This is a genomic window from Paenibacillus sp. DMB5, from assembly GCF_001517085.1.
Lineage (GTDB): Bacteria > Bacillota > Bacilli > Paenibacillales > Paenibacillaceae > Paenibacillus_AQ.
Window position 1 is genome coordinate 1 of record NZ_LRAC01000019.1, and the last position, 26,626, is coordinate 26,626.

The 26,626-nt window shown below is 54.8% G+C and carries 19 protein-coding genes and 1 pseudogene; 14 read left to right on the plus strand and 6 right to left on the minus strand.

What is annotated here, in order from left to right:
- Both AWJ19_RS35590 and AWJ19_RS35595 read right to left on the minus strand, forming a co-directional pair.
- On the minus strand, nt 1-732 hold a 732-nt coding region (locus tag AWJ19_RS35590), incomplete at its 3' end, for a heparinase II/III family protein (protein ID WP_198536467.1).
- Nucleotides 645-2,366, minus strand: coding sequence for a hypothetical protein (locus AWJ19_RS35595; protein ID WP_068721940.1), 1,722 nt, complete (start codon nt 2,364-2,366; stop codon nt 645-647). The genes AWJ19_RS35595 and AWJ19_RS35590, both read right to left, overlap by 88 nt.
- A 298-nt stretch (nt 2,367-2,664) precedes the next feature.
- Here AWJ19_RS35595 and AWJ19_RS04855 point away from each other — a divergent pair, with 298 nt between their 5' ends.
- The 8 genes and pseudogenes from AWJ19_RS04855 to AWJ19_RS04885 all read left to right on the plus strand — a co-directional run bounded on the left by AWJ19_RS04855 (nt 2,665) and on the right by AWJ19_RS04885 (nt 11,167).
- Nucleotides 2,665-3,561, plus strand: a complete 897-nt coding sequence (locus tag AWJ19_RS04855; protein WP_068721941.1) for a sugar ABC transporter permease — start codon at nt 2,665-2,667, stop codon at nt 3,559-3,561.
- A 45-nt stretch (nt 3,562-3,606) separates the two neighbouring features.
- Nucleotides 3,607-4,466, plus strand: a pseudogene (locus AWJ19_RS04860) (carbohydrate ABC transporter permease).
- A 47-nt stretch (nt 4,467-4,513) separates the two neighbouring features.
- A complete protein-coding gene (locus tag AWJ19_RS04865; protein WP_068721942.1) occupies nt 4,514-6,277 on the plus strand; it encodes a sensor histidine kinase in 1,764 nt (587 codons plus the stop codon).
- Nucleotides 6,252-6,893, plus strand: a complete 642-nt coding sequence (locus tag AWJ19_RS33825; RefSeq protein WP_157889943.1) for a response regulator — start codon at nt 6,252-6,254, stop codon at nt 6,891-6,893. The genes AWJ19_RS04865 and AWJ19_RS33825 overlap by 26 nt, the downstream gene beginning before the upstream one ends.
- Nucleotides 6,869-7,912: a helix-turn-helix domain-containing protein gene (locus AWJ19_RS33830; protein WP_082707700.1), complete on the plus strand. Its 1,044-nt coding sequence runs from the start codon at nt 6,869-6,871 to the stop codon at nt 7,910-7,912. The genes AWJ19_RS33825 and AWJ19_RS33830 overlap by 25 nt, the downstream gene beginning before the upstream one ends.
- A 92-nt stretch (nt 7,913-8,004) precedes the next feature.
- Nucleotides 8,005-9,399 carry a sugar ABC transporter substrate-binding protein gene (locus AWJ19_RS04875; RefSeq protein WP_068721943.1) on the plus strand — a complete coding sequence of 465 codons (1,395 nt, stop codon included), beginning with the start codon at nt 8,005-8,007 and terminating at the stop codon, nt 9,397-9,399.
- 181 nt (nt 9,400-9,580) lie between these two features.
- On the plus strand, nt 9,581-9,955 hold the full coding sequence (locus AWJ19_RS04880) for a helix-turn-helix domain-containing protein (protein WP_042200203.1): 375 nt from the start codon (nt 9,581-9,583) through the stop codon (nt 9,953-9,955).
- A gap of 72 nt (nt 9,956-10,027) precedes the next feature.
- Entirely contained in the window at nt 10,028-11,167 is a 1,140-nt protein-coding gene (locus AWJ19_RS04885) for an NADH-dependent flavin oxidoreductase (RefSeq protein WP_068721944.1), read from the plus strand.
- Nucleotides 11,168-12,009: 842 nt separating this feature from the next.
- On the opposite strand, the gene pepT is transcribed toward AWJ19_RS04885, so the two are convergent.
- The 4 genes from pepT to AWJ19_RS04905 all read right to left on the minus strand — a co-directional run bounded on the left by pepT (nt 12,010) and on the right by AWJ19_RS04905 (nt 16,639).
- Nucleotides 12,010-13,242 (minus strand): peptidase T, encoded by a 1,233-nt coding sequence (gene pepT, locus AWJ19_RS04890; RefSeq protein ID WP_068721945.1) that lies wholly within the window; start codon nt 13,240-13,242, stop codon nt 12,010-12,012.
- A gap of 64 nt (nt 13,243-13,306) precedes the next feature.
- Entirely contained in the window at nt 13,307-14,110 is an 804-nt protein-coding gene (locus AWJ19_RS04895; protein ID WP_068721946.1) for a sortase, read from the minus strand.
- Nucleotides 14,111-14,130: 20 nt separating this feature from the next.
- Nucleotides 14,131-15,147: a hypothetical protein gene (locus AWJ19_RS04900; RefSeq protein ID WP_068721947.1), complete on the minus strand. Its 1,017-nt coding sequence runs from the start codon at nt 15,145-15,147 to the stop codon at nt 14,131-14,133.
- Nucleotides 15,148-15,622: 475 nt separating this feature from the next.
- Nucleotides 15,623-16,639 carry an LLM class flavin-dependent oxidoreductase gene (locus tag AWJ19_RS04905; protein WP_068721948.1) on the minus strand — a complete coding sequence of 339 codons (1,017 nt, stop codon included), beginning with the start codon at nt 16,637-16,639 and terminating at the stop codon, nt 15,623-15,625.
- Between the two features lie 474 nt (nt 16,640-17,113).
- On the opposite strand from AWJ19_RS04905, the gene AWJ19_RS04910 reads away from it, so the two are divergent.
- The 6 genes from AWJ19_RS04910 (at nt 17,114) to pgmB (ending at nt 25,513) form a co-directional block, all read left to right on the plus strand.
- Nucleotides 17,114-18,118, plus strand: coding sequence for a LacI family DNA-binding transcriptional regulator (locus tag AWJ19_RS04910; RefSeq protein ID WP_068721949.1), 1,005 nt, complete (start codon nt 17,114-17,116; stop codon nt 18,116-18,118).
- Between the two features lie 517 nt (nt 18,119-18,635).
- Complete coding sequence (locus tag AWJ19_RS04915; protein WP_068721950.1) at nt 18,636-20,060, plus strand: ABC transporter substrate-binding protein; 1,425 nt, start codon at nt 18,636-18,638, stop codon at nt 20,058-20,060.
- A 192-nt stretch (nt 20,061-20,252) separates the two neighbouring features.
- Nucleotides 20,253-21,368 carry a sugar ABC transporter permease gene (locus AWJ19_RS04920; protein WP_068721951.1) on the plus strand — a complete coding sequence of 372 codons (1,116 nt, stop codon included), beginning with the start codon at nt 20,253-20,255 and terminating at the stop codon, nt 21,366-21,368.
- A complete protein-coding gene (locus tag AWJ19_RS04925; protein WP_068721952.1) occupies nt 21,369-22,460 on the plus strand; it encodes a carbohydrate ABC transporter permease in 1,092 nt (363 codons plus the stop codon).
- Between the two features lie 25 nt (nt 22,461-22,485).
- A complete protein-coding gene (locus AWJ19_RS36270; protein WP_068721953.1) occupies nt 22,486-23,406 on the plus strand; it encodes a hypothetical protein in 921 nt (306 codons plus the stop codon).
- Nucleotides 23,303-25,513, plus strand: coding sequence for a beta-phosphoglucomutase (gene pgmB / locus AWJ19_RS04935; protein WP_241781607.1), 2,211 nt, complete (start codon nt 23,303-23,305; stop codon nt 25,511-25,513). Before AWJ19_RS36270 ends, pgmB begins: the two co-directional genes overlap by 104 nt.
- The last annotated feature ends 1,113 nt before the right edge of the window (nt 25,514-26,626 follow it).

The following is a 26,626-nucleotide window of genomic DNA, read 5'->3' on the forward strand; positions in this document are numbered from 1 at the left end:
GAGCTTATACAGCCGCACGCCGTCAGCGGGCTTCGGCGCCAGCGGCTCCAGCCGGAGCTCTGGCGTTCCTTCGGCGTGCGGCTGCAGCAGCACGACGTAGTCCTCGCCGGCGCGGCCGTGCACGCGGAAGTGCTGCTGCACCGCCAGCGGGTACCCTCCGCCGACCGCGCCTCTACCAGCTGTGATGGCCGGGCGGCGCGGCTCGGCGATCTGCGCCAGGAACCGCATGCCGCCGAGGCCCGAGGTATCAATAGCCTGCTCCGTAATCTCTGCACCGGTGCTCAGCGTATGCAGATTCCAGACGCTCTCCGCTGCTCCATCAATGCGGTCCCAGACCAGGTAAGCCTCGAAGCCTGCCTTAATGTACAGGAAATGCCGCTCATACTCGCCGGCGTGTACATTGGGGATGAGGCTTCTTGCATAATCCAGCTCCTCCGTGAAGCTGACCTCCCGGCAGACGCTTTTCAGCGGGCCGTCCGTGTATCCGCCGGAGCCGTCAGCGAACTGGACAATATTGTGCGCCGCACCGGATACATACCAGTGCCGGTCCCCGTTGTAATACCCGCCGGTCCCTGCATCGAGCGTCAACGGCACCCCATTCGCCCAGATGGAGAAATGGCCTTCATCATGATGGGCGTGATAGGTCAGCGGGGAGGCCTCGTAGATGGCATAATGCTGCAGGTTCTGCTCCCCGCTGCGGAAGATGACATAGCCGATGCCGGGATAATGCACGGAGCGAAGCTCCGGCATCTGCTCCGGCAGCTCCGGCTGCGGATAGAGCAGCGCGACCAGCGGCAGCGGGAACGCGCCGGTATCCTGGACCGGTGCACCGCCGCGCTTCCAGGTCCAGACCATTTCCGCTGCCAGCTGCGGATCCTCCTCCGCATAGAATGGGGCGGCGTAGCCGAGTAGGCGGAACCATTTTTCCTGCACGTTGCATCGCCGACGGCCGGGGTCAGCAGAACGGGGGCGCCGTCCGCACTGCCCTGGATAACGTCTTCTGCCGTCACGATGCCGAGCAGGAAGCTGTACATCGCCTTTACCTTGGCATGGCGGAAGTAATCGGTGCCCTTCAGACGCTTCAGCAGCACGAAGAACAGGAAATACCGGTGCAGCACCGCGCCGTGGTACCGGACATTCTCCGGCCATGCCCCGTCTTCGTCAACCACCTCCGCCAGCTGCCAGTCCACTACGGAGCAGGCATGCTCCAGATAAGCGGCACTTTCCGGCTCCTGCGGAAAGAGCAGCGCATATACGCCAAGCCCGGTTGCCCGGTCGGCATTCCAGTTGCTGCGCATGCCGCCCTTCTCGTCAGGGAAGGTGGGCAGATCGAACCGGTAGTAGGCGGTGTCCATCATCATCGCCGCAATGTAGCGGAGATTAGCCAGCAGTGATTCCGACTCCTCCGCCGAGACTGCTGCACTTGCGGCAATCTGGTCATAGATAACAGAAACGGCAGCCAGCCCGCGGCCGATATGAACCGCACCGTAGGTGTCGTCGTCATGCCAGCCGTCCCGCCGGAAAATATCCATGCCCTGCCGCATATCGGCCAGCATGTACTGCAGCTTGCGCTTGGTGAGCTCGGCGTACTGCTCTTCTCCTGTAATCATATACAGGTTGGCATCCGCCCCTGCCGCCTCCAGCAGATAGGCCCAGTTGGTCAGCGTGTGCCGGTTAAAGAGCGGCGAGACCAGCTCTTCGCCAAGCGGCTGTCCCGCAGCATCTATAAAGACAATGCCGGCAGCAATCCCGCCGTTAACCAGCGGCGCTTCCAGACTCAGCTCGGTCTGAATGCCGTAATAGTCGCCGGCCGATACGGGCAGCAGCTCCTCATAGCGCAGCACCGCCAGGCTGTCCTCCGCTTCATTCCGGATGCGTACGCACCGGAACTCTTCCTCAGCTGCACCGTCCGCCGGCGTCACGCCGGAGGGCTGCAGGCCGCTCCCGCCGCCGGGCAGCTGCTCCAGCCGGATATTGCTGCCGGTTCCCGGCTCCTGCGTCCAGCCGTCAAGCCCCAGCCGGAGGCTGCCGTTCCGGAGCGTGACCGGCAGGCCGAGCTGGGAATGCGTCAGCCGTACGCCGCCGATCCGGGCAACGCCCCGGCCCCGGATATGCACGGACAGCTTCAGCATGGCCGCCCCGGCCGGGACCTTGAAGACGAACGGCTCGACCCGGAACACGCCGAGCCGGTGAAGCGGGGCGGCTGCCTCGCGCGCGGCAAACTGCCCGGACAGCTCCCGCTGTCTGGCGTATTCCTGTGCGGCTGCCGGGATACGTTCTATTCTGCTGCGGATTTCATCCAGCTGCCCATGATCATAGCAGCCGAAGGGGCGGATTTCTTCTGTACTTTTATATGCTGAATTCATTGGTAGATTGAGGCCTCCCTGTTCACCGTAATTGATAATCCATTCCTGTATCCAGTCTGTCTCTGTTCTCTTCCATAAGTATACCTTTACGGCTTGTGAACCCGGGATGGATAAACAATTACATGAGAGGGGAGAAAGCGACTGAAATTGCTTATGTTCCGGCAGCTGATGGTGGGACTTCCGGTGAAAAAGTGAATTTCTCCCCCTTAGCGCAGTCGCTTTCTCCCTAACTGTCTATCGGATGCGGGACGTATCATTAGGACATAAGCGCAAGCCGAATAGACAGGAGGAACAATCAATGAATGAAACGAAACGTCAAATAAACGCCTGGACCTTTGTTGCGCCCAGCCTGCTGCTGACGCTGATTTTTGGGGTGTACCCGATTTTCTGGGCGCTCAAGTATATGTTCTATGATTATCAGGGCTTCGGAACCCCGCTCTTCATCGGACTGGATAACTTCGAGCGGCTGCTGCGGGATAAGGATTTCTGGCATTCCGTAGTCAACACCTTCATCTACGCGGGCGGCAAGCTGATTATTACGATCCCGCTGTCCTTTATTCTTGCCGTAATCCTCAACCGTGCCCTGAAGGGCCGCCAGCTGCTGCGGGCGATCTACTTCCTGCCTACCGTAATCAGTGCATCGGTCATGGCGATCGTATTCTATGTTATTTTCAACTCCTATAACGGCATGGTGAACCAGCTGCTGATGGGTGCCGGAATTGTATCCGCTCCCATTGACTGGCTCGGTGCCAAATACGCCCTGCTGACAGCGATCATTATCGCGATCTGGGGCGCGGTCGGAAACTATATGCTGCTCTTTATCGCGGGGCTGCAGAACATTCCGGAGGATCTGTATGAAGCGGCTTCCATCGACGGTGCGGGACCGCTGCGCAAAATGTGGAGCATCACCGTTCCCATGCTGGGACCTGTGCTGCAGATGATTATCATGCTGGCGATCACTGTATCGCTGAAGGGCTACGAGAGCATTATGGTATTGACGGAGGGCGGACCTTACGGCAAAACGGAAGTCATGTACCTCTATCTGTACAAGCTGTTCTTCCCGGTATCAAGCGGAGGCTCGAGCATCCAGCAGTTCGGCTACGGAAGCGCGGTAGGCTTTACAACAGCGGTTATCGTCGGTCTGATTACCCTGATTTACTTCTACGTCTCCAAGAAACTGAATGATATCTATTAAAAGAGAGGAGAATGAACAGTGAGCACATTTCAAGCGGAAACAAAGCTGGCCTCGGCGCCTGCGAGTAACGTCAAGACCAAAGCCGTGCTGTCCCGGGTCCTGCTGTGGATTTTCCTGCTGCTGGTAGCAGCCTTTGCCTTATTCCCTATTATTCTGGCCATGTTCGGCTCCATGAAATCGAATCTGGAGCTGACGACAGGAACCTCGCTGCTGCCGAAGGAATGGAAAATTTCCAACTACGCTCAGGCCTGGACTTCGGCTAATTTTGCCCGGTTCACCTGGAACAGCGTGTTCATCAGTACCTTTACAACGATAGGAACTCTATTGATAGGAACAATGGCCGCCTATGCGGTGGCGCGGGTGGATTTCTACGGAAAACGGCTGTATGTGATCATCCAGTCCTGCACCCTGTTCATTTCCATCGGTGCTGTTGTACTCCGTCCGCAATTCGACCTTATGGTCGCACTTCATCTGCAAAAATCGCTCTGGGGCGTTATCATCATCCTGATCAGCGCCCATGCGACGGCCTTCTTCATGCTGATCGGCTTTGTCCGGGCGATCCCGAAGGAGCTGGACGAAGCGGCGTTTATTGACGGCTGCAACTTCTATAGCGTATACTTCGTGTTATCTTGCCGCTCCTGACTCCGGCGCTGGGCGTAACAGCGCTCTGGACCTTCCGCGGTGCATGGAATGAATACATCCTGCCGCTGGTCTTTACGATGACCCAGCCGGCCCTGCAGACGCTGACCGTAGGTCTGGCCGGACTGAAATACGGCGTCGGGGATGCGGCCCAGCCGCAATTGATGCTCGCCGGTGCATGCTTGTCCATGCTGCCGATGATTATCGTCTATATTTTTGCCAATAAATCATTCATGCAGATGACTGCTGGTTCCGTTAAGGGCTAAAGTGACCTACACGCTCCGGACAGCCAGCCGATAAAGGATGGGGAATTATGCTAAAGGCCTGGCTGTACCGGACCTCACTCAAAAAAAGAATATGGCTGTCATTCACCGCACTGACCGTCTTTTGCATCTCAATAACCGGTTTGGGTGCCTACTCGATTGCTTCGCGGGCAATGGAGCGCAACTCCACCGACCTGAACCGGAATGTGCTGAACCAGTCGGTGAATGTGCTCGACCAGAAGCTGAAACAGATCATTGTAGCTTCCTCAACCATTATGCTGAGTGATGCATACAAGCAGACAATAAGAGATGTACAAGCGAATAATACAGACCGGTACTTTGCCAATTTCTCCGTGCTGCAGAACCCCTTTACCCAGGCGGAGCTGACGGAAAATTCCATTGAATCGATTCTGATCAGTACGCCCGGCGGAGATTTCTATTCCGCCGGTAATCTGCGTAGAACAGCGACTCCATTTATGGAGTCTTTGCTGTATCAGCGGATAAGGGAGAATCCGGAGTCGAACTGGGTGGAGAGCCACCCGGACGAGCTGTTTGCCGGAGAGCATCAGGTCATCTCCCTGCTGCTGCAGCCGCTAACGGAGAATTACGTGCCTGATGTGTTTCTCGCCGTCAATGTAAAGGAAGATATCCTTGAAGATACGGTCAGCGGCGGCGCGAGTCTCGGAAGTGCCAAGTTCATGCTGATCAACAGGTCGGGAGACAGTGTCTTCGGGGATAAAGAGCGTCCGGACTGGTCACGCTCGGAGGACTTCATGAACCGGCTGCTGAAGGAGGACAGCGGGAATTTCGAGTATTCGGCCGGGGGCGGAACCATGCTGGTCAGCTATGCCGAATCGGGCTATGCGGACGACTGGCTGCTGGTCAGCTACCTGTCCAAGAAGGAACTGCTGCAGCCTGTCCGCAGCATCCAGTGGCTGGTGGTGATGATTATGGCCGGCTGCATCGTGATTGCCCTGCTGCTGTCCAGAACCCTGTCGGCCCTCTTGCTCGGGCCGCTACTGAAGCTGCAGAAAACAATGTCGCGGGTCGAGCAGGAGGATCTGGGTGCCCGCTTCGAGAGCCCGTTCCAGGATGAGATTGGGGACGCCGGACGCAAATTCAACCAGATGCTGGACCGGATCGGTGAGCTGATTGTAGAGGTCAAGGATACGGAGAAGGAGAAGCGCAAGGCGGAGATTAAAACGCTGCAGGCGCAGATTGAGCCGCATTTTTTATATAACACGCTGAATACGATCTTCTGGAAATGTGAAATGGATGAATATGAGGATGTGAAGCAGATGGTGATCTCCTTGTCCGCACTGTTCCGGCTCGGCCTGAACAACGGGCAGGAGATTACCACGTTGGGCCGGGAGCTGGAGCATGTCCGCCAGTACCTGAACCTGCAGCAGCAATGCTATGAGGGCCTGTTTGAATATACGATTACAGCCGCTCCGGAGCTGCTGGATCTGCCTGTGCTGAAGATTATTATCCAGCCCCTGGTTGAAAATTCGATTCTGCACGGGCTGAAGGAGCTGCGGGGCGGGGGAAGGATAACAGTCGCCGTGACCCGAGAGGACGGGCAGCTTGTAATCCGGGTCACCGACAACGGGGCGGGCATGGACGCGGACAAGCTGAACGCCCGGCTGAAGGAGCCCGTCAGCAGCGGAGGTTATGCCCTGACCAATATCTGCAGCCGTCTGCAGATCTATTACGGCAGGGAGGGCGGGCTATTGTTCCGCAGCCGTCCGCATATCGAGACCGAAGCGGTTCTCTCAATCCCATTGGAAGGTGGCGTTTATCCTGAAGCACGCTGAACCCATTAAATTATGCATCGTTGATGATATTCCAGCCGTTGTCCGGGGCTTGTCCCAGCGGATTCCCTGGGAGGAGCACGGCATTACTGTAGCCGCAACGGCGGCCAACGGGGAGGAAGGGCTGGTGGAGATCCGCAAGCACAGGCCTGATATTGTACTGACCGATATCCGCATGCCCTTTACCGACGGGCTGGCGATGATGCGGACGATTCTGGCTGAGCAGCCGGAGATCAAACTGATTTTTCTGACCGGCTACTCCGACTTCTCTTACGCCCAGGAGGCGGTGAAGCTGGGAGCGTTCGACCTGATCGTCAAGCCGTTTACCCGGCCGCAGGTGATGGAATCGGTCCTGAAGGCCAAAGAGGTGCTGGAGCGCGAACGCTCCCAGGCCGAGCAGATGCGGGGAATGGAGCAGAAGCTGCGGGAGAGCATGCCTTATCTGCGCCAGGAATACATGCGGCTGCTGATCCGTTACGGCAGCAGGCAGCAGCATCTGAGCCAGCAGTGGGATTTCTACGCAATTAAGATGAAGCGCGGGGATTTTTGTGTGATGGTGGCGGAGATTGATTTTTTGCGGAACGTACAGCTGCGATGGCCGTGTCAGAGGTGGAGCTGATCCGCTTTGCGGTGCAGAATATTCTGGAGGAGACAGTCGCTGCTTATACCCAGGGCATCGTGTTCCGTGAGCATGTCAATCAGTTCGTCATTGTCATGAACCCGCCGTCTTCGCTGGATGCGGAGCAGCTGGCCGAGAAATGCCGCGAGAATGTCTGCAAGCATACCTACCAGACGGTGTCGATCGGACTGGGCGGCGGCGTTGAGGAGGCCGGACAGCTGTCGGTATCCTATGCCCAGGCCATGTCTGCACTGACGAATACGTTTCTGACCGGGGGCAACAGTGTCTACCGCTATGTGGAATCGCCGGAGGCGGATGCCGCACTGCCCAGATATTCCTACGATAAAGAAAAGGAGCTGCTCTACTGCCTGCGTTCGGCCAATCTGGCCAAAGCGGAGGAGCAGCTGGAGGGAATCTGGAACGAATGGCTGAGCGCTCCCGTGCTGCCCGACCCGGCCATCGTCAAAACGATGTGTCTGGAGCTGGCCCATTCGATCCACCGCGTCTTTTCCGATAAAGCCTCGGATACCGAGGTCAAGACACTTGAGAAAAAGCTGGCCGAGATGAACGGGGCTGCCTCCTTTGAGGAGCTGCGCCGGCAGATCCGCGACTTCTGCCGCGAGGGCTGCTCCTATGTGCAAATCCGCCAGACTAGTGATGCGCGCGTGCTGGTGGAGCGGGCCATCGCCCATATCAACGGCAATCTGCACCGAAACCTGTCTGTTGCCGATTGTGCGAGAGAGGTGCATCTCAGCCCGAGTTATTTTTCCAACCTGTTCAAGAAGGAGATGGGCATGACTCTGGCCCAGTATATCATCAGCCGCCGGATGGAGAAGGCCAAGGAGCTGGTGCTTGAGGGCATGCAGGTGCAGGATATCGCCGTTTCGCTGGGCTATGAGGACCGGCCTTATTTTACCGAGTTATTCAAAAAATACACCGGGATGACCCCCACCGACTTCCGATCAAAGTACAGTTCGGCCGTACAGCGAGGAAACAGTGATTTCGTCTCCCCTGAATAGTTGTTTTCCCCTTCACTCACATCAGGGCAGTCATTTTATAATTTTTATATGAAATGAATGCGATTACACAAAGAAAAGGGAGGTTTTTTTAGATGAAAAAAAATCACTTGATGCTGGCCGGAGCTTCGCTGCTGCTGGCGGGTTCACTGGCCGGATGCTCGTCATCCGCCAATACAAATGCTGAGGCGGAGGGCGGCAACGCTGCTGCTGCTGAACAGACCAAGCTGGTTTACTGGTCCATCGACCGTCATGATTCCGATTTTATCGAGCAAAAAATCAGTGAGTACGAGGGGCTTAACCCTGATGTGGATATTGAATTTAAAGTTATGGCCGACAACTATGCCCAGTCCGTGGATATCGCGTTCTCCAGCAAGCAGGCGCCAGACATTCTGCGTGTGGATACAGGCAACGTGCCTACATGGGTGAAGAAGGGCTACCTTGAGTCTTTCGACGAATATATTACTCCGGAAATGAAGAGCCGGTTCGAGAACGTCCTTATTAATGAAAAGAATACCGTTGACGGTAAAATCTACACCCTGCCGAATATCGGCCAGTTCTGGCGTCTGATCTACAACGTGGACCTGTTCGAGAAAGCCGGTATTACTGAGCCTCCGACTACACTGGCGGAAATGGTTGAGGATGCCAAGAAGATTACCGAAGCGGGCAAGGACATCGGCGCTTACGGCATGGCCGGCAACTTCAAGAGCGGCAGCGGCTTTGAGCGGATCGCTCATCCGATTACAACCCTGAGCAAGGCCGAAGGACAGGAGGGCTTCAACTTCCAGACCGGGCAATTCGATTTCGGCATGTACAAGGAAACCCTTGAGGCACTGCGCCAGATCGTTGAAGACGGCAGTATGATGCCTGGCTCCGAGTCACTTGATATTGACCCGCTGCGTGCGCAGTTTGCCCAAGGTAAAATCGGCATGTACTTCAACCATTCTGTAGAACCAAGCGTGTACAAAACCCAGTTCCCGACCGAAATCCGCTGGGCAGCGGCACTGCCGCCGACGATTGACGGCCAGCAGAACGGTGTGAGCCAGGTTATCTCCGGCAGTTACCTGGCGATGAGCAAGGACTCCGAGCATAAGGAAGCAGCCTGGAAGTTCATCGAGTGGATGTACAGCGATGATGTGCAGATCGCCTATCAGGAAGGCGGATACGGTGTCTCCGTTATCCCTTCTGTAGCTGCTGCGGCCAAAGCTCCGGATATCGCGGGCATTGAGTACTTCCTGCCGACTAAGTTTGATGGAATCTATCCGGCTACTCCATTTGGTGCTACTGAAGGACGTCTGGAAGGAACCAAGAAAATGGACGTATTCAACAGATACATCTTTACCGGCGGAGACCTGGACAAGGAGATTCAGGATCTGAATACCCGTTACAATGCAGCGCTGGAAAAAGCGATTGCTGCGGGTGACACTACGGTTGAAGCACAGCCTGACTTCAGTGCAGCCAACCTGCAGGGAAGTTTGGTTACCGAGTAACCGGATTTATGTGAGTGATGACCGCAGGCCTTGAGCCTGCGGTCTTTATGCTTTTATTGGCATGTCCGGCGTGATGCAGCGGCGGTTTAGATGAGGTGTAAATACTGAGGGGATGTCGGTGATGTGCGGGGGCCGGGTGTTTTGTAGTATGATAAGTAGGAATGAAAGGGGGCCGCATACCTTGGCAACGGAAATTAAAGACCGTATCAATCTGCAGGAAATTAACTGCGAGAAGGAGCTTACGCTTGCCGTTATCGGCGGCAAATGGAAGCTGATCATCCTGTGGCATCTGGGCCTTGAGGGTACCAAGCGCTTCAGTGAGCTGAAGAAGCTCATTCCCCATATCACGCAGAAAATGCTGACCAACCAGCTCCGCGAGCTGGAGGAAGATCAGCTTGTGCTGAGAAAAGTGTATGCCGAGGTCCCGCCGAGAGTAGAATACTCATTGACGGATTACGGACAAAGCCTGCTGCCGGTGCTTCGGATGATGTACGACTGGGGTAAGGATTACGGGAACAATGTTGTCTGGAAGAATAACAGCCAGACTGGAGAATAGCATTGCACTGTTAACCGGTGCACGGGCAAGATGTAAGGAATATAGATACAAATAATGGAGGGATTGTCTAAGATGCCGCAAACTGATTATCGTCCGCTGCTGGACTCGTATGAATTTAATAATGGAATCACTCTGCGCAACCGCGTGGTTATGGCGCCTATGACCAACTTTTCTTCTAATGAGGACGGTACGGTCTCTAAGCCGGAACTTGACTATTATATCCGCCGCTCCAAAGGCGCCGGTATGGTTGTTACAGCTTGTGTCTATGTAAGCCGGGGCGGCAAGGGCTTCCACGGGGAATTCGGCGCTGACCGCGACGAGCTGATCCCGAGCCTACGCGAGCTGGCATCTGCGATTAAGGGCGAAGGCGCCAAGGCCGTTCTGCAGATTTTCCACGGAGGGCGCCAGTGTCCGCCGGAGCTGCTGCCGGACGGGCAGACCGTCAGCGCCAGCGATGTTCCGTCAGAGCTGCCGGGCGGCGGACACGGACCTGTACCGCGTACGCTGACCGATGAAGAGATTCAAGTGATTATCGCAGACTTCGGTGCGGCAACCCGCCGGGCTATCGAAGCCGGCTTCGACGGCGTAGAGATTCACGGCGCGAACGGCTATCTGCTGCAGCAGTTTTTCTCGCCGCACTCCAACCGCCGGGAAGACCGCTGGGGCGGAAGCTTGGAGAAGCGCCTGAGCTTCCCGCTTGCTGTCCTGCGTGAAGTGAAGCGTGTTGTGAACGAGTATGCCTCGTCTCCGTTCATTGTCGGCTACCGCTTCTCTCCGGAAGAACCGGAAACACCGGGAATAACAATGGCCGAGACGTTCGCGCTGATTGATGCGCTCAAGGAAGAGGGGCTTGACTACCTGCATGCTTCGCTTATGGAGCTGTGGTCGCTGCCGCGCCGCGGCACGGAAGACGGGCGGCCTAGAATCGAGCAGATCGTCGACCGCGTGGGCGGTGCCGTTCCGGTCATCGGTGTCGGCTCGCTGTATAAGCCGGAGGATGCGCTGAAGAGCCTGGACACCGGCATTGAACTGGTGGCGCTCGGCCGTCCGCTGCTGATCGATCCGGACTATGTGCAGAAGCTGACCGAAGGCCGCGCCGGCGACATTGCGACGGAGCTGGATACGACAGCCCAGGCTGAGCTGGTCATCCCGGACCCGCTGTGGGGCGCGCTTGTTAACACGCCGGGCTGGCTGCCGCTTAAGGGGCAGTAAGCGGGGATGGCTTTTTTCCGCACACCGGCCGGCGTCGGCGCTAAGGCTCAGGTGGCGGCCAGCTGGTGCCGTCCGCTGCTGGGCGGGCTGAAAGTGCCGAATTAAAGGGAAAAATCCCTTTAATGGCGCCTTTGACAGCCCGAAAGTGCCAAATTAAAGGGAAAAATCCCATTAATGGCGCCTGGTGGCGGCCTGAAAGAGCCGAATTAAAGGGAAAAATCCCTTTAATGGTGCCGATGGCGACCCGAAAGAGCCGAATTAAAGGGAAAAATCCCTTTAATGGAGCTGTTGGCGGCACTTGTAGCCAGACGGCACACCGATCTAGGTTCCTTACAGGTGCTCCAGCATAGTTATATCCCCTGGTGCAGGGGCTCCCGCCAGACTTAAGCTAACCGCGTAACAGACGTAAAAAGATGGAGCTCCTCGGAAAGTAAATAAGCTCACAAAACAGCCCCCGGCTGAAAGCATCCGCTTTTCCCGGGGGCTGTTTTATACCGCTAACAGGAGCTATACATCTGAAAATCCTGCAAAACTGCTGACTACCACGGCTACCATACATGCCACAGCTGCCACACATGCGTACCTGCTCCAGCAACTGCCAGATTACTTTAACTAACCGGGATTTGGACAGCCTGCCGTAACTACTGCAATTTGTGCAGCATGCAGCAGCAGCCCTAGTAACCTCTGGTCTACTCAAACGCCGTAGCCGCCGTAACCACCATAACCGCGCCCAACAGCCCCAACCCGCTTGGACTGTAACTCAGACTATTAGTGCAATTATGGAAACCGCCTGCCGCACCAGCAACCGGCGCTATAACCACCTGCCACACCCCAAGTGGCGGTTAAGCTTTTTGCTCAAACAGTCTGGCGATTTCCACGATTACATTTACAGCTTTGAGCATGACATCGACCGAAGCATACTCAAATTTGCCGTGGAAGTTCTCCCCGCCTGTAAAAATATTCGGCGTAGGCAGTCCCATATAGGACAGCTGCGAGCCGTCGGTGCCGCCGCGTATAGGACGGATTACCGGTGTGATGCCGAGGTTTTCCATCGCCTCGTGGGCGATGTCGACGATATGGCGGACCGGCTCGATTTTTTCGCGCATGTTGTAGTACTGGTCGTTCATCTCCAGCAGCACATTTTCATCGCCGTAGGTGGATTTGAACTCTTCAACAATGGCGGAAATATTCGCCTTGCGGTTCTCAAAGCTTGCACGGTCAAAGTCACGGATGATATAGGCCAGCTTACTCTGCTCCGCCGTTCCCTGCATGGAGATCAGGTGGTAGAAGCCCTCATAGCCGTCTGTGAATTCAGGCGCTTCGCCGGCAGGCAGTCTGAGATGGAAGGCCATCGCGATTTTGGAGGAGTGCACCATTTTCCCCTTGGCGGTTCCGGGGTGGACGTTGACGCCCTTGAAGGTGATTTTGGCGGCAGCAGCGTTGAAGCTTTCATATTCCAGCTCGCCGACAGGTCCCCCGTCTACAGTATAAGCATAGGAGGCGCCAAAAGCGGCAACATCAAACTTATGCGGTCCGCGTCCGATTTCCTCATCCGGGGTGAAGGCCACGCGGATTTTACCGTGCTTGATTTCAGGGTGAGCGATCAGGTAAGCCATGGCGGTCATAATTTCAGCGATTCCGGCCTTGTTGTCTGCGCCAAGAAGCGTTGTGCCGTCTGTGGTAATCAGCGTATGCCCTTTGTATTCAGGCAGCTCCGGGAAGCTGTCTACAGACAAAACAACATTCAGCTCCTTGTTCAGCACAATATCGCCGCCGTCGTAATTTTCGACGATTTGGGGCTTTACGTTAGCTCCGGTAAAATCAGTTGCCGTATCCAGATGGGCCAGGAATCCGATCGTCGGCACATCCTTGTCTGTGTTCGCAGGTAAGGTCGCCATAACATAAGCATGCTCGTCCACCGTAACCTCTGTTAATCCAAGCTGCTGCAGCTCGTCCACCAGCTTGCGGGCCAGCTCCATTTGCCCCGGGGTAGACGGGCAGGTATCGCTCTCCTCATTGGACTGGGTATCCATCTGTGCATACGACACAAACCGCTTAATCAGTTCATCCTTCATGGGTAGGTCATCTCCTCTTCATCTAAAAACATATAAGTATAGGATACCCTATACCTGAGCCTGATCATTGCCGCAAAAACAGGCTGCCCGGGGTAGCCGGTACAGCCGCTGCTTCTGCTTGCCGCAGTACTATATTATCATGTTCCGGGCGGGGACTCATCTTTTGCAGGGAGACTGCCTGATGGGGCATATGTCCGCGGCCCGGTTCCGTTCTGCTGCAGCACTTTATTTCCTTTTGACCAATGAAGCAGACAATAGATATCGCTCGCGCCGGACCGGCATAGCCGAACGGATAGCAGGTGATTAGGGTAAGCACGGGGGTGCTGCTCGGCTTGATCGCTCCCCGTTCCTCCCCGTCTACGATCGTGCTGCCGGTCACCTCATAAATGAATGTTCCGTCCACCGTCTCTACTTCGATTAAATCATGTTTCTTAAGGCTTCCGATTCCGCGGAATACGGTATCCCGGTGTCCGGCGAGTACGCTGTTACCGTCTGCACCGATTGCTGCGCTCCCTGCATAATGCCCTGCGCCTTTTTTCAGCTGCGCGCGCTGCGTACCCTCAAGAATTGCGACCCTACGCTCCAGCGCCGGAAAATAAATCTCCCCGATGATCTCCCCGTCGGTATACTCCGGCTCACTACTTTTTGTTACCGGGGGGAGAGAGACCATGCTTGGAGGTAAAGGGGTTTCCTCCTCCTGAATGACGGGCGTCAGGGCTTCCTCCCTCTTTTTGTCCCATTCTTCGAGTGCCTCGCGGGCTTCAGCCGGTGCTTTGAGGATCTGGAACGCTGAGTACAGCAACACGCACAAAGAGAGTATGAAGATCAGACGCACGGCGGCAATGAGAATCCCCGGACGCTGCTTCATACTCTCTCCTCCAGCCTTTGTTATTTCTTCGAATTCAGTCTGCGCAGCAGGATGATACTAACTATAGCAACCGCCATACTAATCAGAATCAGGTTATACCAAGGTTCTGCAGTATCAGGCAGTTCATCGCCGCCTTCCGGTCCGGAGAGCGGAAGCTCATCATCACCGATAACGACCTCCTGATCCGGAGAAGGTGCTGCGGTACTTCCGGCATCCATACTGCCCGGGTCCGGAGTCGGTGCAGCTTCACCGTTATCCCCATCTCCCTCGCCCAGCGGAACAGGCGGAGTTGTGACAGTCACCTCAATGCCTGCAGGTGTAGCCGATGGAGTAGCCGATGGCACAGAAGTCTGAACTCCTCCCGGATAAGCGGTGGCATCCGGAGTTTGGGATGGTGCTGCCGTCGGATTTGGACTTGCCGTTGCAGTCGCAGTTGCTGTTGGAGTCGCCTCAGGCGTATTGACAGGCCCTCCAGTAGGATCCGGTGAGGCAGAAGGGGCCGGGCTGGCTGTTGAAGACGGTTCAGGTGAGACGGAAGGCGACGGGCTAGGTCCTGGTGTCGGCTCCGGAACAGCAGAAGCAGTGAAGTTAAAGGCCACACTGACGGCCTTGCCCTGAAACTCATTTCCTGCCTCAACAGGGAAAACGACATCCATATGGATGGTTTCCCGGCCTCCTCCCGAGAGTGTGCCGATGGCCACTCTTCCCTCAGCTTTGCTCATTACTCCTGAGTAGAGCGTTACTCCCTCTTTTTGCAGCTTCATTTGCAGGATATCATACAGTTCGGCGTCTCCTGAAACAAATTTGAAGTCCACAAAATAGTCAAACCGCTCCGATCCTTCGTTAATAACCGTATATTCTGACGAAACTGCATCTCCCGGCTGCATATTGTTCATCGCCGTTGTGCTTGTTATCTGCGAGTTAACAGTAAGCTTGATCGTATCCTCAGCGCTTACTCCTCCGGCATGCCATACAACACCGGTTATCACTAATAAAATATACGCGCCAATTATAGCGATAGGAACCTTCCCTTTCACCCGCCGCCCCCTTTCTTCTGGAACTCCCCGCTGCTCCCGCGCATCTCGACAAAAAACCGCCCGTTAACCGTTAATTCTTGCAGATCTGTCGAAATGAGTGGTATTTTGGAGTACTACTACCACTGAGCTTCCTTGAATTATGAATTTGAATACAAATCACGCCAGATGTTTAATGCTAAAGTATGTATGTTCGTTATAACGAATAATTACAGTATAATCAATAAATATGATAATTAAAAACGTTAAAAATACGCTTATATACTTAAAATAAGTTTTTTAAAGCAGTTTATAAATAGTTTCCTTTGTGTAACTGCCCCGTTATAATTATTTCTCTGGTTTTCACTTGTTTTAGTGTATTTTATTGAGAACATAATTAGCAGCAAAATATAAAAAAGCAAGACAATGATTGATGGTAACTTAAAGAGTTTCCATTACTTCATCATTGTCCTGCTGATTCATTTGAGATAATGCTGATTTAGCTTTCTTTAATAAGCTCTGCTACTAATTCGTAGGAACGGAGCCGTGCGGTATGATCGTAAATCTGAGAGGCGATGATCCATTCATCCGCACCGGTTTCTTCAAGAATCTGCAGAAGGCGCTCTTTGATGTAGGCTTTATCCCCCGCAATGGAGTATTTCTGCTTATCAAGCAGCATGGCTCTTTCCTGCGGCGACCAAAGCGGCTCCATGTCATCAACCGGAGGCTGGAGCTTGCCGGTACGGCCCCGGATGATGTTCAGGAATTGCTGCTGCTGGGAAGTGGCCAGCCAGCGTGCGGCCGCAGTTGTATCGGCGGCAGTAATGCCGAGGCCGACCATAACATGCGGCTTGTCGAGTGCAGCCGACGGTTTGAAGCTGCTGCGGTACAGATGCAGTGCCGGCAGCAGATAGTCCGGAGCGAAATGGCTGGCAAAAGCGAACGGTAAACCCAGCTTGCCGGCCAGCTGGGCGCTGAAGCCGCTGGAGCCAAGCAGCCAAATCGGCACATTCAGCCCTTCGCCCGGCGTGGCACGCACGCCAAGGGGGCGCGAACCGGCACCGTTCGGGTCAAAGTAGGCTCTGAGCTCGCTTAGCTGCTCAGGGAATTCGCTGCCGTCGCTGCCGAGGCCGCGACGCAGCGCTCTTGCTGCAGCCTGGTCGGAGCCTGGCGCTCTGCCGAGGCCCAGATCAATCCGCCCGGGAAACAGCGACTCCAGCGTTCCGAACTGCTCGGCAATCATCAGTGGTGCATGATTACTGAGCATAATTCCGCCTGAGCCTACGCGGATGCTTGAAGTTCCGGCAGCCACATGGCCGATGACGACAGAGGTGGCCGAGCTGGCAATGCCGGTCATATTATGATGCTCCGCCAGCCAGTAGCGGAGGTACCCCCACTCTTCAGCGTGGCGTGCCAAATCCAGTGTATTTTGCAGTGAATCCGCCGCTGTTCCGCCCTCTATAATCGGGGCAAGGTCCAGCACGGAGATTGGAATATCCCGCAGTTGCTTCACAATAATCCCTCCAGTGATGAGAATTGAGCAATTTATGAGCTTACAGCAGTATTTGCAGCTATAAATAAATCTACCCTGAAATTATAACATGAAATAATAATATTTACACACTTTAAGTAAGTTTGTGTCAGCCGGGAAGTGAGTGCAGCAAAAATATTGCAGAACTACATATTGAGGAGGACTTATTGAGGCGAGCTTATGATGGGGAACCAATTGAGGGTTAACCGGAGGCGAGTCCGCCTATTTTGCAGCTGTCTGATAAGCTTTTCAAAATAAGCCTGCAGAAAATGGACTCGATCCGGGTGTATACAGCTAAAAACCGCGAGGATGAGGATGAACATCCCTTGCAGGAACTCAATTAAAGGCTGAATCCCACAAAAAAATAATTATGAAAGCGCTATATTTTTGTTATTGTAAATTGGCGAAGGCACTGCTATAATCGCCTTGAAAAGCTTTTCTAAAAAAGGAAGTTAGTCTATGAAACCAACCATTAGAGATGTCGCCAGAATGGCAGAGGTGTCGATCAGTACGGTATCCCGTGTGATGAATGCGCCTGAGACTGTCGTGCCGAGCAAGCGGAACAGGGTGATAGAGGCCATCAAGGAGCTGAAGTATCAGCCGAATGCGTTTGCGCGCGGCCTGATTTACAAGAAATCCAATACGCTGGGTCTGCTGATACCGGACATTGAGAACCTGTATTTTGCCGGAGTAATCCGCGGAATGCAGGATGCCTGCATCAAGCTCGGGTACAGTCTGATGATCTGCAACACCGACCGCGATATGGAGCGTACACTGTCTTACATGGATACGTTCCATGAGAAGCAGGTGGATGGAATTGTGTTCGCGAGTGATATGCTGCACCCGGAATATTATGAGAAGCTGACGGGCTTCAGAATTCCGTTTGTGCTGGTATCCTCACATTCCGACGAATACGAAGTTCCCTCCGTCGAGGTGGATGATGAGCTTGCCGCCTATGATGCTGTGAAGTTCCTGATCGAGCTGGGTCACAAGGAGATCGGGATGATCGGGTTCAATCACGATAATTCAGTGTCCGGGCCGCCGCGTGCTGCCGGGTTCGTAAGAGCACTGACAGAATTCGGCCTGGAGCGGAATACCGGCAAGATCAAATACGCCAACCACCGTTTCGAGCATGCCTACCAGGCAGCGCATGAGCTGTTCAGTGAGTACCCGGAGCTTAGCGCCGTATTCTGTGTAGCCGATGAGTTTGCGATGGGGACGATTTCGTATCTGAAGGACCGCAATATTCTGGTGCCGGGGCAGGTATCGGTCATCGGGTTCGACAATCTGCGGATGTCCGGGATGTTCATTCCGAAGCTGACGACAATTGCACAGCCGATCTACCAGCTTGGTTACCGGGCCGCAGAGAAGCTGCATGAACTGCTGACCACAGGCAATGTTGCTGTAATGAAAGAACAAATGGAGCATAAGCTGATTGTAAGAGAATCCTCACGGGAAAAATAAGCGTAACCGCATACCCATGAAACGCCGCTGCAGTTATCGTGAATCCGATGGCCTGGCTGTTTCCGTCTTAATGTGAAAAGCTTTTCATACCCTATACCGCAATAATGACCGCTTAAAGTAAACCGTTTCCTCACTCTTCACAAGCTTTTATCTTAACTCTGGCACGGATAAAAATGTGAATACCTCCTTCTGCTTCAGAATTCGTAAATAATAAAAATTCAAAAACAAAAAAGACAAACGAATCCGAAGAACATTATTGGAAACGCATACATTATATGCTAATATGGAAATGTAAGCGCTACAATTACACGGACAGCAATGTTTATGATCAAAAAGCGGCTGGTAGAAGCTATTTGCAACATCAGCCAAGGTATCATTCAAGAATCAAATAAAATAGTTTAGCCCATTCTGAAAACCTTTGCAAGGAGGTGGATCAGCAGCTGTACGGAGCGGATTCCGGAAGAGGCCGGAGCCTGATGCAATCTCTAAATACAATTATAAGGGGATGTATGTACAAATGAAAAAGACTCCAGGACGTAAGCTGTCACTTGCGATGGTGCTGTGTTTATCGTTCACAATGATGCTGAGCGGATGCGGCGGAAACAACAGCAATAATGCGGCCCCAACCGATTCGCCGGCAGCAACGGCAGCACCTGCTGCTGATAACAACAAGGAAACGACACCTACTGCAGAGCCTGCGGCTGCCGGATCTCCGCTTGAGTTGGCGATGAAGGGTGAATACAAAGGAACCAAGGTCACGATGTTCGGGCCGTTCGTAGACGCTGACCAGGTGAAATTTGAGAGCAGCATCAAGGAGTTTGAGGAGAAGACCGGAATCGACATCCAGTATGAGGGCTCCAAGGAGTTCGAAGCTACCATTAATATCCGTGTTGACGGCGGCAATGCTCCGGATATCGCCGACTTTCCGCAGCCGGGGCTGCTCGCCTCCATTGCCAAGACCGGCAAGGTGGTGGACCTGACCGGGGTACTGGATCAGGAGAAGCTCAAGGGCAACTACAACCAGAGCTGGCTGGATATGTCCACAATGGACGGTAAGGACGGCAAGATTATGGCCGGGATCTGGAACCGAAGCAATGTGAAGAGTCTCGTCTGGTATCCGAAAAAGCAGTTTGACGATGCAGGCTATACGATTCCGCAGACGTGGGATGAGCTGATGGCCCTCACCGAGCAGATTGCCAAGGACGGCGATCCGGCCTGGGCGATCGGGATTGAGAGCGGTGCAGCCACCGGCTGGCCGGCAACAGACTGGGTCGAAAATATCATGCTGCGCACAACATCGCCTGAGAATTATGACAAATGGGTCAGCGGTGAGCTGCCGTTTACCTCTCCTGAAGTAAAGAATGCTGTTGAGATAATGTCGAAGATCTGGCTTAACGAGGACTATGTATACGGCGGTACCAAATCCATCGTAACAACCGCATTTGGCGATGCGCCGAAGCCAATGTTCGACAATCCGCCAAAAGCCTGGTTCAACCTGATCGGTAACTTCATCACCAGCTTCTTCCCGGAAACGGCCAAGGTGGATGCGGATTATGACTGGTTCTACCTGCCGCCGATCGATGAGCAGTACGGCAAGCCTGTACTTGTAGCGGGTGACATCTACGCGATGTTCAACGACCGTCCGGAAGTGCGTGCAGTTATGGAATTCTTCACCACCGGCGAGTCCATCAAGAGCTGGGTGCAGTCAGGCGGCGTAATTGCCCCAATGAATGATGCTCCGCTTGACTGGTACCAGTCCGATTCTGACCGGCGGATGGCGCAGCTGGTGCAGGACGCTTCGACCCTGCGGTTTGACGGCTCTGACCTCATGCCGGGCAAGGTGGGTGCAGGTACGTTCTGGAAGGGCATGACGGACTATGTAAGCGGTACGGCCACACTGGATCAGGCGCTGGAGCAGATTCAGTCGGGCTGGAACAACTAAGGCCGGACACGGCGGGCTGCAGGAAAGACTATCACAATGAAGAGGGGCGGACAGCAGAGGCTTGCAGCCTGCCTCTCTTTTTCTAAATATAAGAATTTATATGTTTAACGCTATTTCTCGCAGAAACGGTTACCGTCCCTAAAGGACCGCATGGCCGTTTCTACTTGTCTTATAGGAGTAGGAGGAGCTAATATGGATGCGCAAATAAAAGCAAAGCCTGGGGTTAGTGGTACGCAGGCCAAGCAGAAAATCAGCGTCAGGGCAGTGCTGCTATCACTGGGTGTGCTGCTGGCGAACATTGTGGTGAACGGGCTGATCTTCCTCTTTTTCCGTGACTCCACGCTTAATCCGCTGCTGACTGCCGTGCTGGCTGTACTGTGGGGCGTGCTGGGCGTTTATCTGATCTACTACACCCTGACCTGGGCGGCTGAGCAGTATCCGGATCACATCCGCCGGAGGGTGCTGCCGTTTATTTTCGTCGGACCGGCTGTGCTTATTCTTGGCTGGCTGCTGATCCTGCCTGCGCTGCGGACACTGTATTTAAGCTTTTTTAACGCCTCCTCGGAAAAGTTTGTGGGCTTCGGCAATTATGCGGCGATCTTCAGTGACCGGCTGATGGCTACCGCGCTGCGCAACAACCTGCTGTGGGTATTTGTCGGAACGCTGGCCTGTGTGTGCCTGGGGCTGCTTATTGCCATTCTGGCCGACCGCAGCAGCTACGAAAAAATCGCCAAATCCATCATTTTTATGCCAATGGCTATCTCCTTTGTGGCTGCAGGCGTCATCTGGAAGTTTGTCTACTATTATCAGCCGGGGGATGAGCAGATTGGACTGCTGAATGCGATGGTCACCTTTTTCGGGGGTGAACCGCAGGCATGGACGAGTATGCTGCAGCCATGGAACAATTTTTTCCTCATCATTATTCTGATCTGGATGCAGACGGGATTTGCGATGGTTATTTTTTCGGCGGCGATCAAAGGGGTTCCCGACGATATTCTGGAGGCCGCACGCGTTGACGGCGCCGGTGAAATCAAGATTTTCTTCGGCATTATGATACCGTTCATTTCCACCACCATTCTGACGGTGACCACCACCATTATTGTGTTTACTTTGAAAATATTTGACGTCGTCATGGTGATGACGGGAGGTCAATATGATACAGAGGTTGTTGCGACACAGTTCTACCGGCAGTTTTTCATGTACCGCAATTTCGGGTACGGCTCGACGCTGGCCATTGTGCTCCTAATCGCAGTACTGCCTGTCATCCTGATTAATTTGCGCCAGTTCCGCAAGCAGGGGGGATTCTAAATGGTCGGTAAAAAGAAAAGAAAAGGCGGCAAGACCCTCGTTAACATCGTCCTTGGCGTAATCTGTTTCCTCTGGCTGCTTCCGACACTGGGGCTGTTTATTTCCTCCTTCCGTCCGGCGGCAGATATTCTGCAGACCGGCTGGTGGAAGGTGTTCCCCCATCAGGAATGGACGGCAGGCGAGACCTTGCAGCTGTCCAAGGATGTGGATCTGCGTGAACCGATTGAGGTGAACGGCAAGACCTACAGCGATGATGAGTTAAAAGCGGGTGTGAAGGCGGACGACAGCCGCCTGATCTGGGAAAACCGCCGGGCGCGCACCGTTAATGTGCAGGAGCAGGGCTGGGAAACGGTACCCGAGCTGACGCTCGACAATTACAACAATGTCCTGTCCGGAAAAGAGTACACACTGAAGGAAGCGGACGGCAGTGAAACGAAGCAAAAGGGCACAGGCTTATCCCAGGCCTTCTGGAATACGCTGACGATTGCCGTGCCGGCGACTGTCATCCCGGTGCTGATTGCCTCTTTTGCCGCATATGCCTTCGCCTGGCTGCGGTTTCCCGGCCGCAAAACACTGTTCGTCATCATTATTGCGATGCTGGTTATTCCGATTCAGGTCGCGCTGATTCCGGTGCTGAAGGATTACACGGCACTGGGGCTGAACGGCAGCTATCTCGGGATCTGGCTGGCGCATACCGCCTTCGGCCTGCCGCTGGTTACTTATTTCATGTACAACTTTATCAGCCAGCTGCCCAAGGATCTGTTTGAGTCGGCGTTTATTGACGGTGCCAGCCATTTTACCATATTCAGCAGACTTATTCTGCCGCTGTCCGTTCCGGCGCTGGCTTCCATTGGCATCTTCCAGTTCCTCTGGGTGTGGAATGATTACCTGGTGTCGCTGATCTTTATCGGCAACCAGCCGTCGGTGCAGGTCATGTCGATGAAAATCGCCGATCTGGTCGGCTCGCGCGGCAACGACTGGCATCTGCTGACCTCGGCCGCCTTTATCTCGATGCTGATGCCGCTGGCGATTTTCTTCCTGCTGCAGAAGTATTTTGTCAGAGGGCTGATGGGTGGTTCCGTGAAAGGCTAACTGCGAATGGAGGAGAAGGACAGTCATGAAGATGAAGCCGTATGAGCATCCGCCCGCGCTGTACCCGTACCGGGAATGGAGTCTGGGCGAGGATACCTATGAGGAGGAGCATAATCAGCGCAGCGAGAGTGTGTTCGCGCTGGGCAACGGATATATCGGGATGCGCGGGAACTTCGAGGAGGGCTATCACGGGGCGGCCGGCACCACGGTGGCCGGCAATTATCTGAACGGATTCTACGACTCGGAGCCGATTGTATACCCGGAGGGTGCCTACGGGCTGCCTGCGGTCAACCAGTCGATGCTCAATGTGACGGAGGCACGGATTATCGGGCTGGAGATTGAGGGTCATGCGTTCCGGCTGGATAGAGGCAACGTGCACAGCTTCCGGCGGTGGCTGGATATGCAGACCGGCCTGCTGCACCGCGAGGTGGAATGGGAGTCGCCCGCCGGGCACCGTGCGAAGCTGGTCATCCGGCGGATGGTTTGTCTGCGGCACAAGCATCTGGCCGCGATTGATTACGCCGTGACGGCGCTGAATTTCGCCGGCACGCTGCAGTTTGTCTCGGCGCTGGACGGGGAAATCCGCCGTGCCGAGGCCAGCGCTGATCCGCGGCTCGGCTCCGGCGCGCCGAGCCGAGCCTGCTGCCAGAGGACAGCGGCTATGATGAAGCCGCTGGGGTGCTCTGGATGCGGCAGCGTACGCGGCATACGCGTTTTGCGCTGTACACGGCGGCCAGCCACAGGCTGCAGGCGGCGTCAGGCCGCGTGCTGGCGCGCAGCTGGGCGGCCAGCGCATCTCGGCCGGCTATGCAGCCGAGGTGCAGTGCGGGGAAACCGTTATATTGACCAAATATATAACGTACCACACCTCGAAGGATTACCCGGAGGAGGAGCTGCGGGACCGGAGTGCCGGTGTGCTGGAGATGGCGGAAGGCTGCGGCTTTAACGGGCTTGCAGATGAACAGCGCGCCTATCTTGATCAGTTCTGGGCACACACTGATGTGGAGATCAAGGATGATCCGGCGCTGCAGCAGGGCATCCGCTTCAATCTGTTTCAGCTGCTGCAGTCCACCGGCCGTGACGGCGTGACCAACATTGCCGCCAAGGGCCTGACCGGCGAAGGGTATGAAGGGCATTATTTCTGGGACACGGAAATGTACATGCTGCCGTTCTTCACCTACACCCAGCCGGAGATTGCCCGCAAGCTGATTGAATTCCGCTATGCCACGCTGGATAAGGCGCGGGAGCGGGCGGCCGAACTGTCACAGAAAGGTGCGCTGTATCCATGGCGCACCATTGACGGAAGCGAGAACTCTGCTTACTTCCCGGCAGGAACGGCCCAGGCGCATATTAATGCCGATATTGCCTACGGGATCAAACAGTATGTGCAGGCGACAGGAGATGTAGAGTTTCTGGTCAGCCGGGGAGCAGAAATCCTGTTTGAGACCTCGCGCTTCTGGGCAGACCTGGGGTTCTTCAACCCGGCGCGCGGCGGAGCCTTTTGTATTAACGGGATCACAGGACCGGATGAGTATACGGCCATTGTTAATAACAATGCCTATACGAATCTGATGGTTCAGGATCAGCTTAACTATGCCTATGAGACGGTCCAGCTGTTAAAGCTGGAGTATCCGGCGGATTACGGACGGCTCTGTCAGGCGATCGGTTTAACTGACGGGGAAGCGGAAATGTGGAAGGAAGCCGCTGACCGGATGTTTATCCCTTTTGACGAGGAGCTGGGCATCTATGCCCAGGATGACACCTTCCTGAGTAAGCGGAAATGGGATTTTGAGCATACGGCTGCAGATAAATATCCGCTGCTGCTGCATTTTCATCCGCTGGTGATCTACCGTCATCAGGTGCTGAAACAGGCTGACCTTGTCATGGCCATGTTCCTGCTAGGAGATAAATTCCGTCTGGTTGATAAAATCCGGAACTATCAATACTATGAGCCGCTGACGACCCATGATTCCTCGCTGTCTCCCTGCATACACAGTATTATTTCGGCGGAGATCGGCAATCTGGCTGCGGCGTACGGCTATTTCGACCGTACAGTGCGAATGGATCTGGACGATATTAACCGCAACGCCAAGGACGGTCTGCATATGGCTGCAATGGCCGGATCGTGGATGTCGATCGTGAACGGGTTCGGCGGCCTGCGGCAGGTGGACGGCATGCTGTGCTTTAATCCGGCGCTGCCGGAGCAGTGGCAGAGCTTCCGCTTTAAGGTTACCGCAGGTAGCCAACTGCTCGATGTCAGCATCGATGGCGAGGCAGCGGTTTATACGCTGCTGGAAGGCAGCGGGCTGCAGATTAAGCACCGCGGCCAGCCTGTGCTGCTGCTTCCGCAGCAGCCGGTAAGCCTGCTGCTGGCCCGGCAGCTGGAGGCGGTGATTTTTGATCTGGACGGCGTTATCACCGATACCGCCGAGCTGCACTATCAGGCCTGGCAGGCGCTGGCCGATGAGCTGGGCATCCCGTTCAGCCGGGAGAAGAATGAACGGCTGAAGGGTGTCAGCCGCAAGGAGTCGCTTGACATTGTGCTGGAGGACAGCCCGCTTAAGCTCACGGCCGCCGAGCGGCTGGCGCTGGCGGAGAAGAAGAACGTCAGCTACAGGCAGCAGCTGGAGCAGCTGACACCGGCAGATGTCCTGCCGGGAATCCCCGAGCTGCTGGACTCCCTTGCGCAGCGGGGCATCGCCTGCGGCCTGGCCTCGGCCAGCCTGAATGCGCCGCTGATTCTGCAGCGGCTCGGCATCGCCGGCCGGTTCCAGGCCATTGCCGATCCGGCGGCGCTGCAGAAGGGCAAGCCCGATGCGGAGATCTTCCTCACCGCAGCGGAGCTGCTTGGAGTCCCGCCGCGCAGCTGCATAGGTGTAGAGGATGCGGCCGCCGGCATCGCCGCCATTAAGGCCGCCGGCATGCAGGCTGTCGGCATCGGCAGCCGGGAGCAGCTCGGCGCAGCCGATCTTCTCCTCACTTCCACAGCAGAGTTGACGGTGGAGAAGCTGCTGGCGCTGTTCGGAGATAGCAGGCAGGGAAAGCGGCAGTAAGTTGGAGTAAGTAATGGTAAAGGTAGAAAGGAACAGTGAGTACGAGTAAGCAGGAGGAAGACTGTAAGGAGCAGCACCAAGCATTACTATGTGAAGAATCAATTAATAGATTAAAGGGCCAGCGCTCCACCTGATTGTGGAGCGCTGGCCCTTGTTTACACACTGTCACTCCATAAATAAACACACATCGCTCCGTAATAAATACACACTGTCACTCCGTAATAAAACACACATCGCTCTGCCATGCCGCTTTGCAGATTCAATCCGCGTCATCGCCCCCACTCATCCCCCTCATTCATCCTCTCCATCTTTCTTTGGCAGCTTCCTTCCCCTGCTCACCGGGTGATTAGTTGGAAATAAGGCACTTAATCTGTCGCTTTTGGATTGTTTAAGAAAACTAAGTGGATTTTCGCCATCTAATTTGGCTGATTTTTGGTTTTTGGGGTGTGATGGGAGCTTTTAAGTGGCGTTTTTCCACTTAGTTCTAGGATGCAGGGGGAAACCGGGAAATTAAGTGTTGATTTTCCACTTAGATTCTTCACTAGAAAGGGAAGGTGCGTCAAACTGAGAGGCTCAACAGACCTTTTCCTGTCTGGGCTCTGATTTTTCGCCTGAACCGACGATTAACGCGTATTACCTGCGTACCTGCTGATCCTGCTGATCTTGCTGATCCAGCCGAAGCCGTCCTGGGCAAGGCTCCTGTAGCTTTCACTTTCCCGCACGTCAGCCGTTTCAAGTCATTTGGCCTAAACGGGAGTGTTGCAACCATCCAGATGCCCGGTTACTCAGGCAACCACTCCTAATTATTAGGAGTGGTTGCGGAATGTACGACTAAAGCTCATATGCTGTCGAAATAAGCGGCGTTGTGTCATAACGAGTGTATTGGCGTATGAATCTAACAGCGTCTGTAACCCGGACGTTGAGAGGGGCTGGATACTTCTGCGTTGTAAATAATCCTCATTGCTCCATCAGCCCACCCGCGGCCCGTCTGCCAGATTGCCCCACATCAGCCGAACAGCCGTCCCTCCGCAAGATTGTCCCACATCAGCCGACCTGGCGCCCCTCCCTAGGATTGTCCCACATCAGCCCGCCCGCGGCCCCTCCCCAGGATTG

What these genes read in the sequence shown, in the direction of transcription:
- AWJ19_RS04915 (WP_068721950.1), top strand. Translation starts at nt 18,636, where the DNA reads ATGAAAAAGACTCCAGGACGTAAGCTGTCACTTGCGATGGTGCTGTGT.
- AWJ19_RS04925 (WP_068721952.1), top strand. Translation starts at nt 21,369, where the DNA reads ATGGTCGGTAAAAAGAAAAGAAAAGGCGGCAAGACCCTCGTTAACATC.
- AWJ19_RS04895 (WP_068721946.1), bottom strand. Translation starts at nt 14,110, where the DNA reads ATGAAGCAGCGTCCGGGGATTCTCATTGCCGCCGTGCGTCTGATCTTC.
- AWJ19_RS35595 (WP_068721940.1), bottom strand. Translation starts at nt 2,366, where the DNA reads ATGAATTCAGCATATAAAAGTACAGAAGAAATCCGCCCCTTCGGCTGC.
- AWJ19_RS33830 (WP_082707700.1), top strand. Translation starts at nt 6,869, where the DNA reads ATGGCCGTGTCAGAGGTGGAGCTGATCCGCTTTGCGGTGCAGAATATT.
- AWJ19_RS36270 (WP_068721953.1), top strand. Translation starts at nt 22,486, where the DNA reads ATGAAGATGAAGCCGTATGAGCATCCGCCCGCGCTGTACCCGTACCGG.
- AWJ19_RS04865 (WP_068721942.1), top strand. Translation starts at nt 4,514, where the DNA reads ATGCTAAAGGCCTGGCTGTACCGGACCTCACTCAAAAAAAGAATATGG.
- AWJ19_RS04885 (WP_068721944.1), top strand. Translation starts at nt 10,028, where the DNA reads ATGCCGCAAACTGATTATCGTCCGCTGCTGGACTCGTATGAATTTAAT.
- AWJ19_RS04875 (WP_068721943.1), top strand. Translation starts at nt 8,005, where the DNA reads ATGAAAAAAAATCACTTGATGCTGGCCGGAGCTTCGCTGCTGCTGGCG.
- AWJ19_RS04855 (WP_068721941.1), top strand. Translation starts at nt 2,665, where the DNA reads ATGAATGAAACGAAACGTCAAATAAACGCCTGGACCTTTGTTGCGCCC.
- pepT (WP_068721945.1), bottom strand. Translation starts at nt 13,242, where the DNA reads ATGAAGGATGAACTGATTAAGCGGTTTGTGTCGTATGCACAGATGGAT.
- AWJ19_RS04920 (WP_068721951.1), top strand. Translation starts at nt 20,253, where the DNA reads ATGGATGCGCAAATAAAAGCAAAGCCTGGGGTTAGTGGTACGCAGGCC.
- AWJ19_RS04910 (WP_068721949.1), top strand. Translation starts at nt 17,114, where the DNA reads ATGAAACCAACCATTAGAGATGTCGCCAGAATGGCAGAGGTGTCGATC.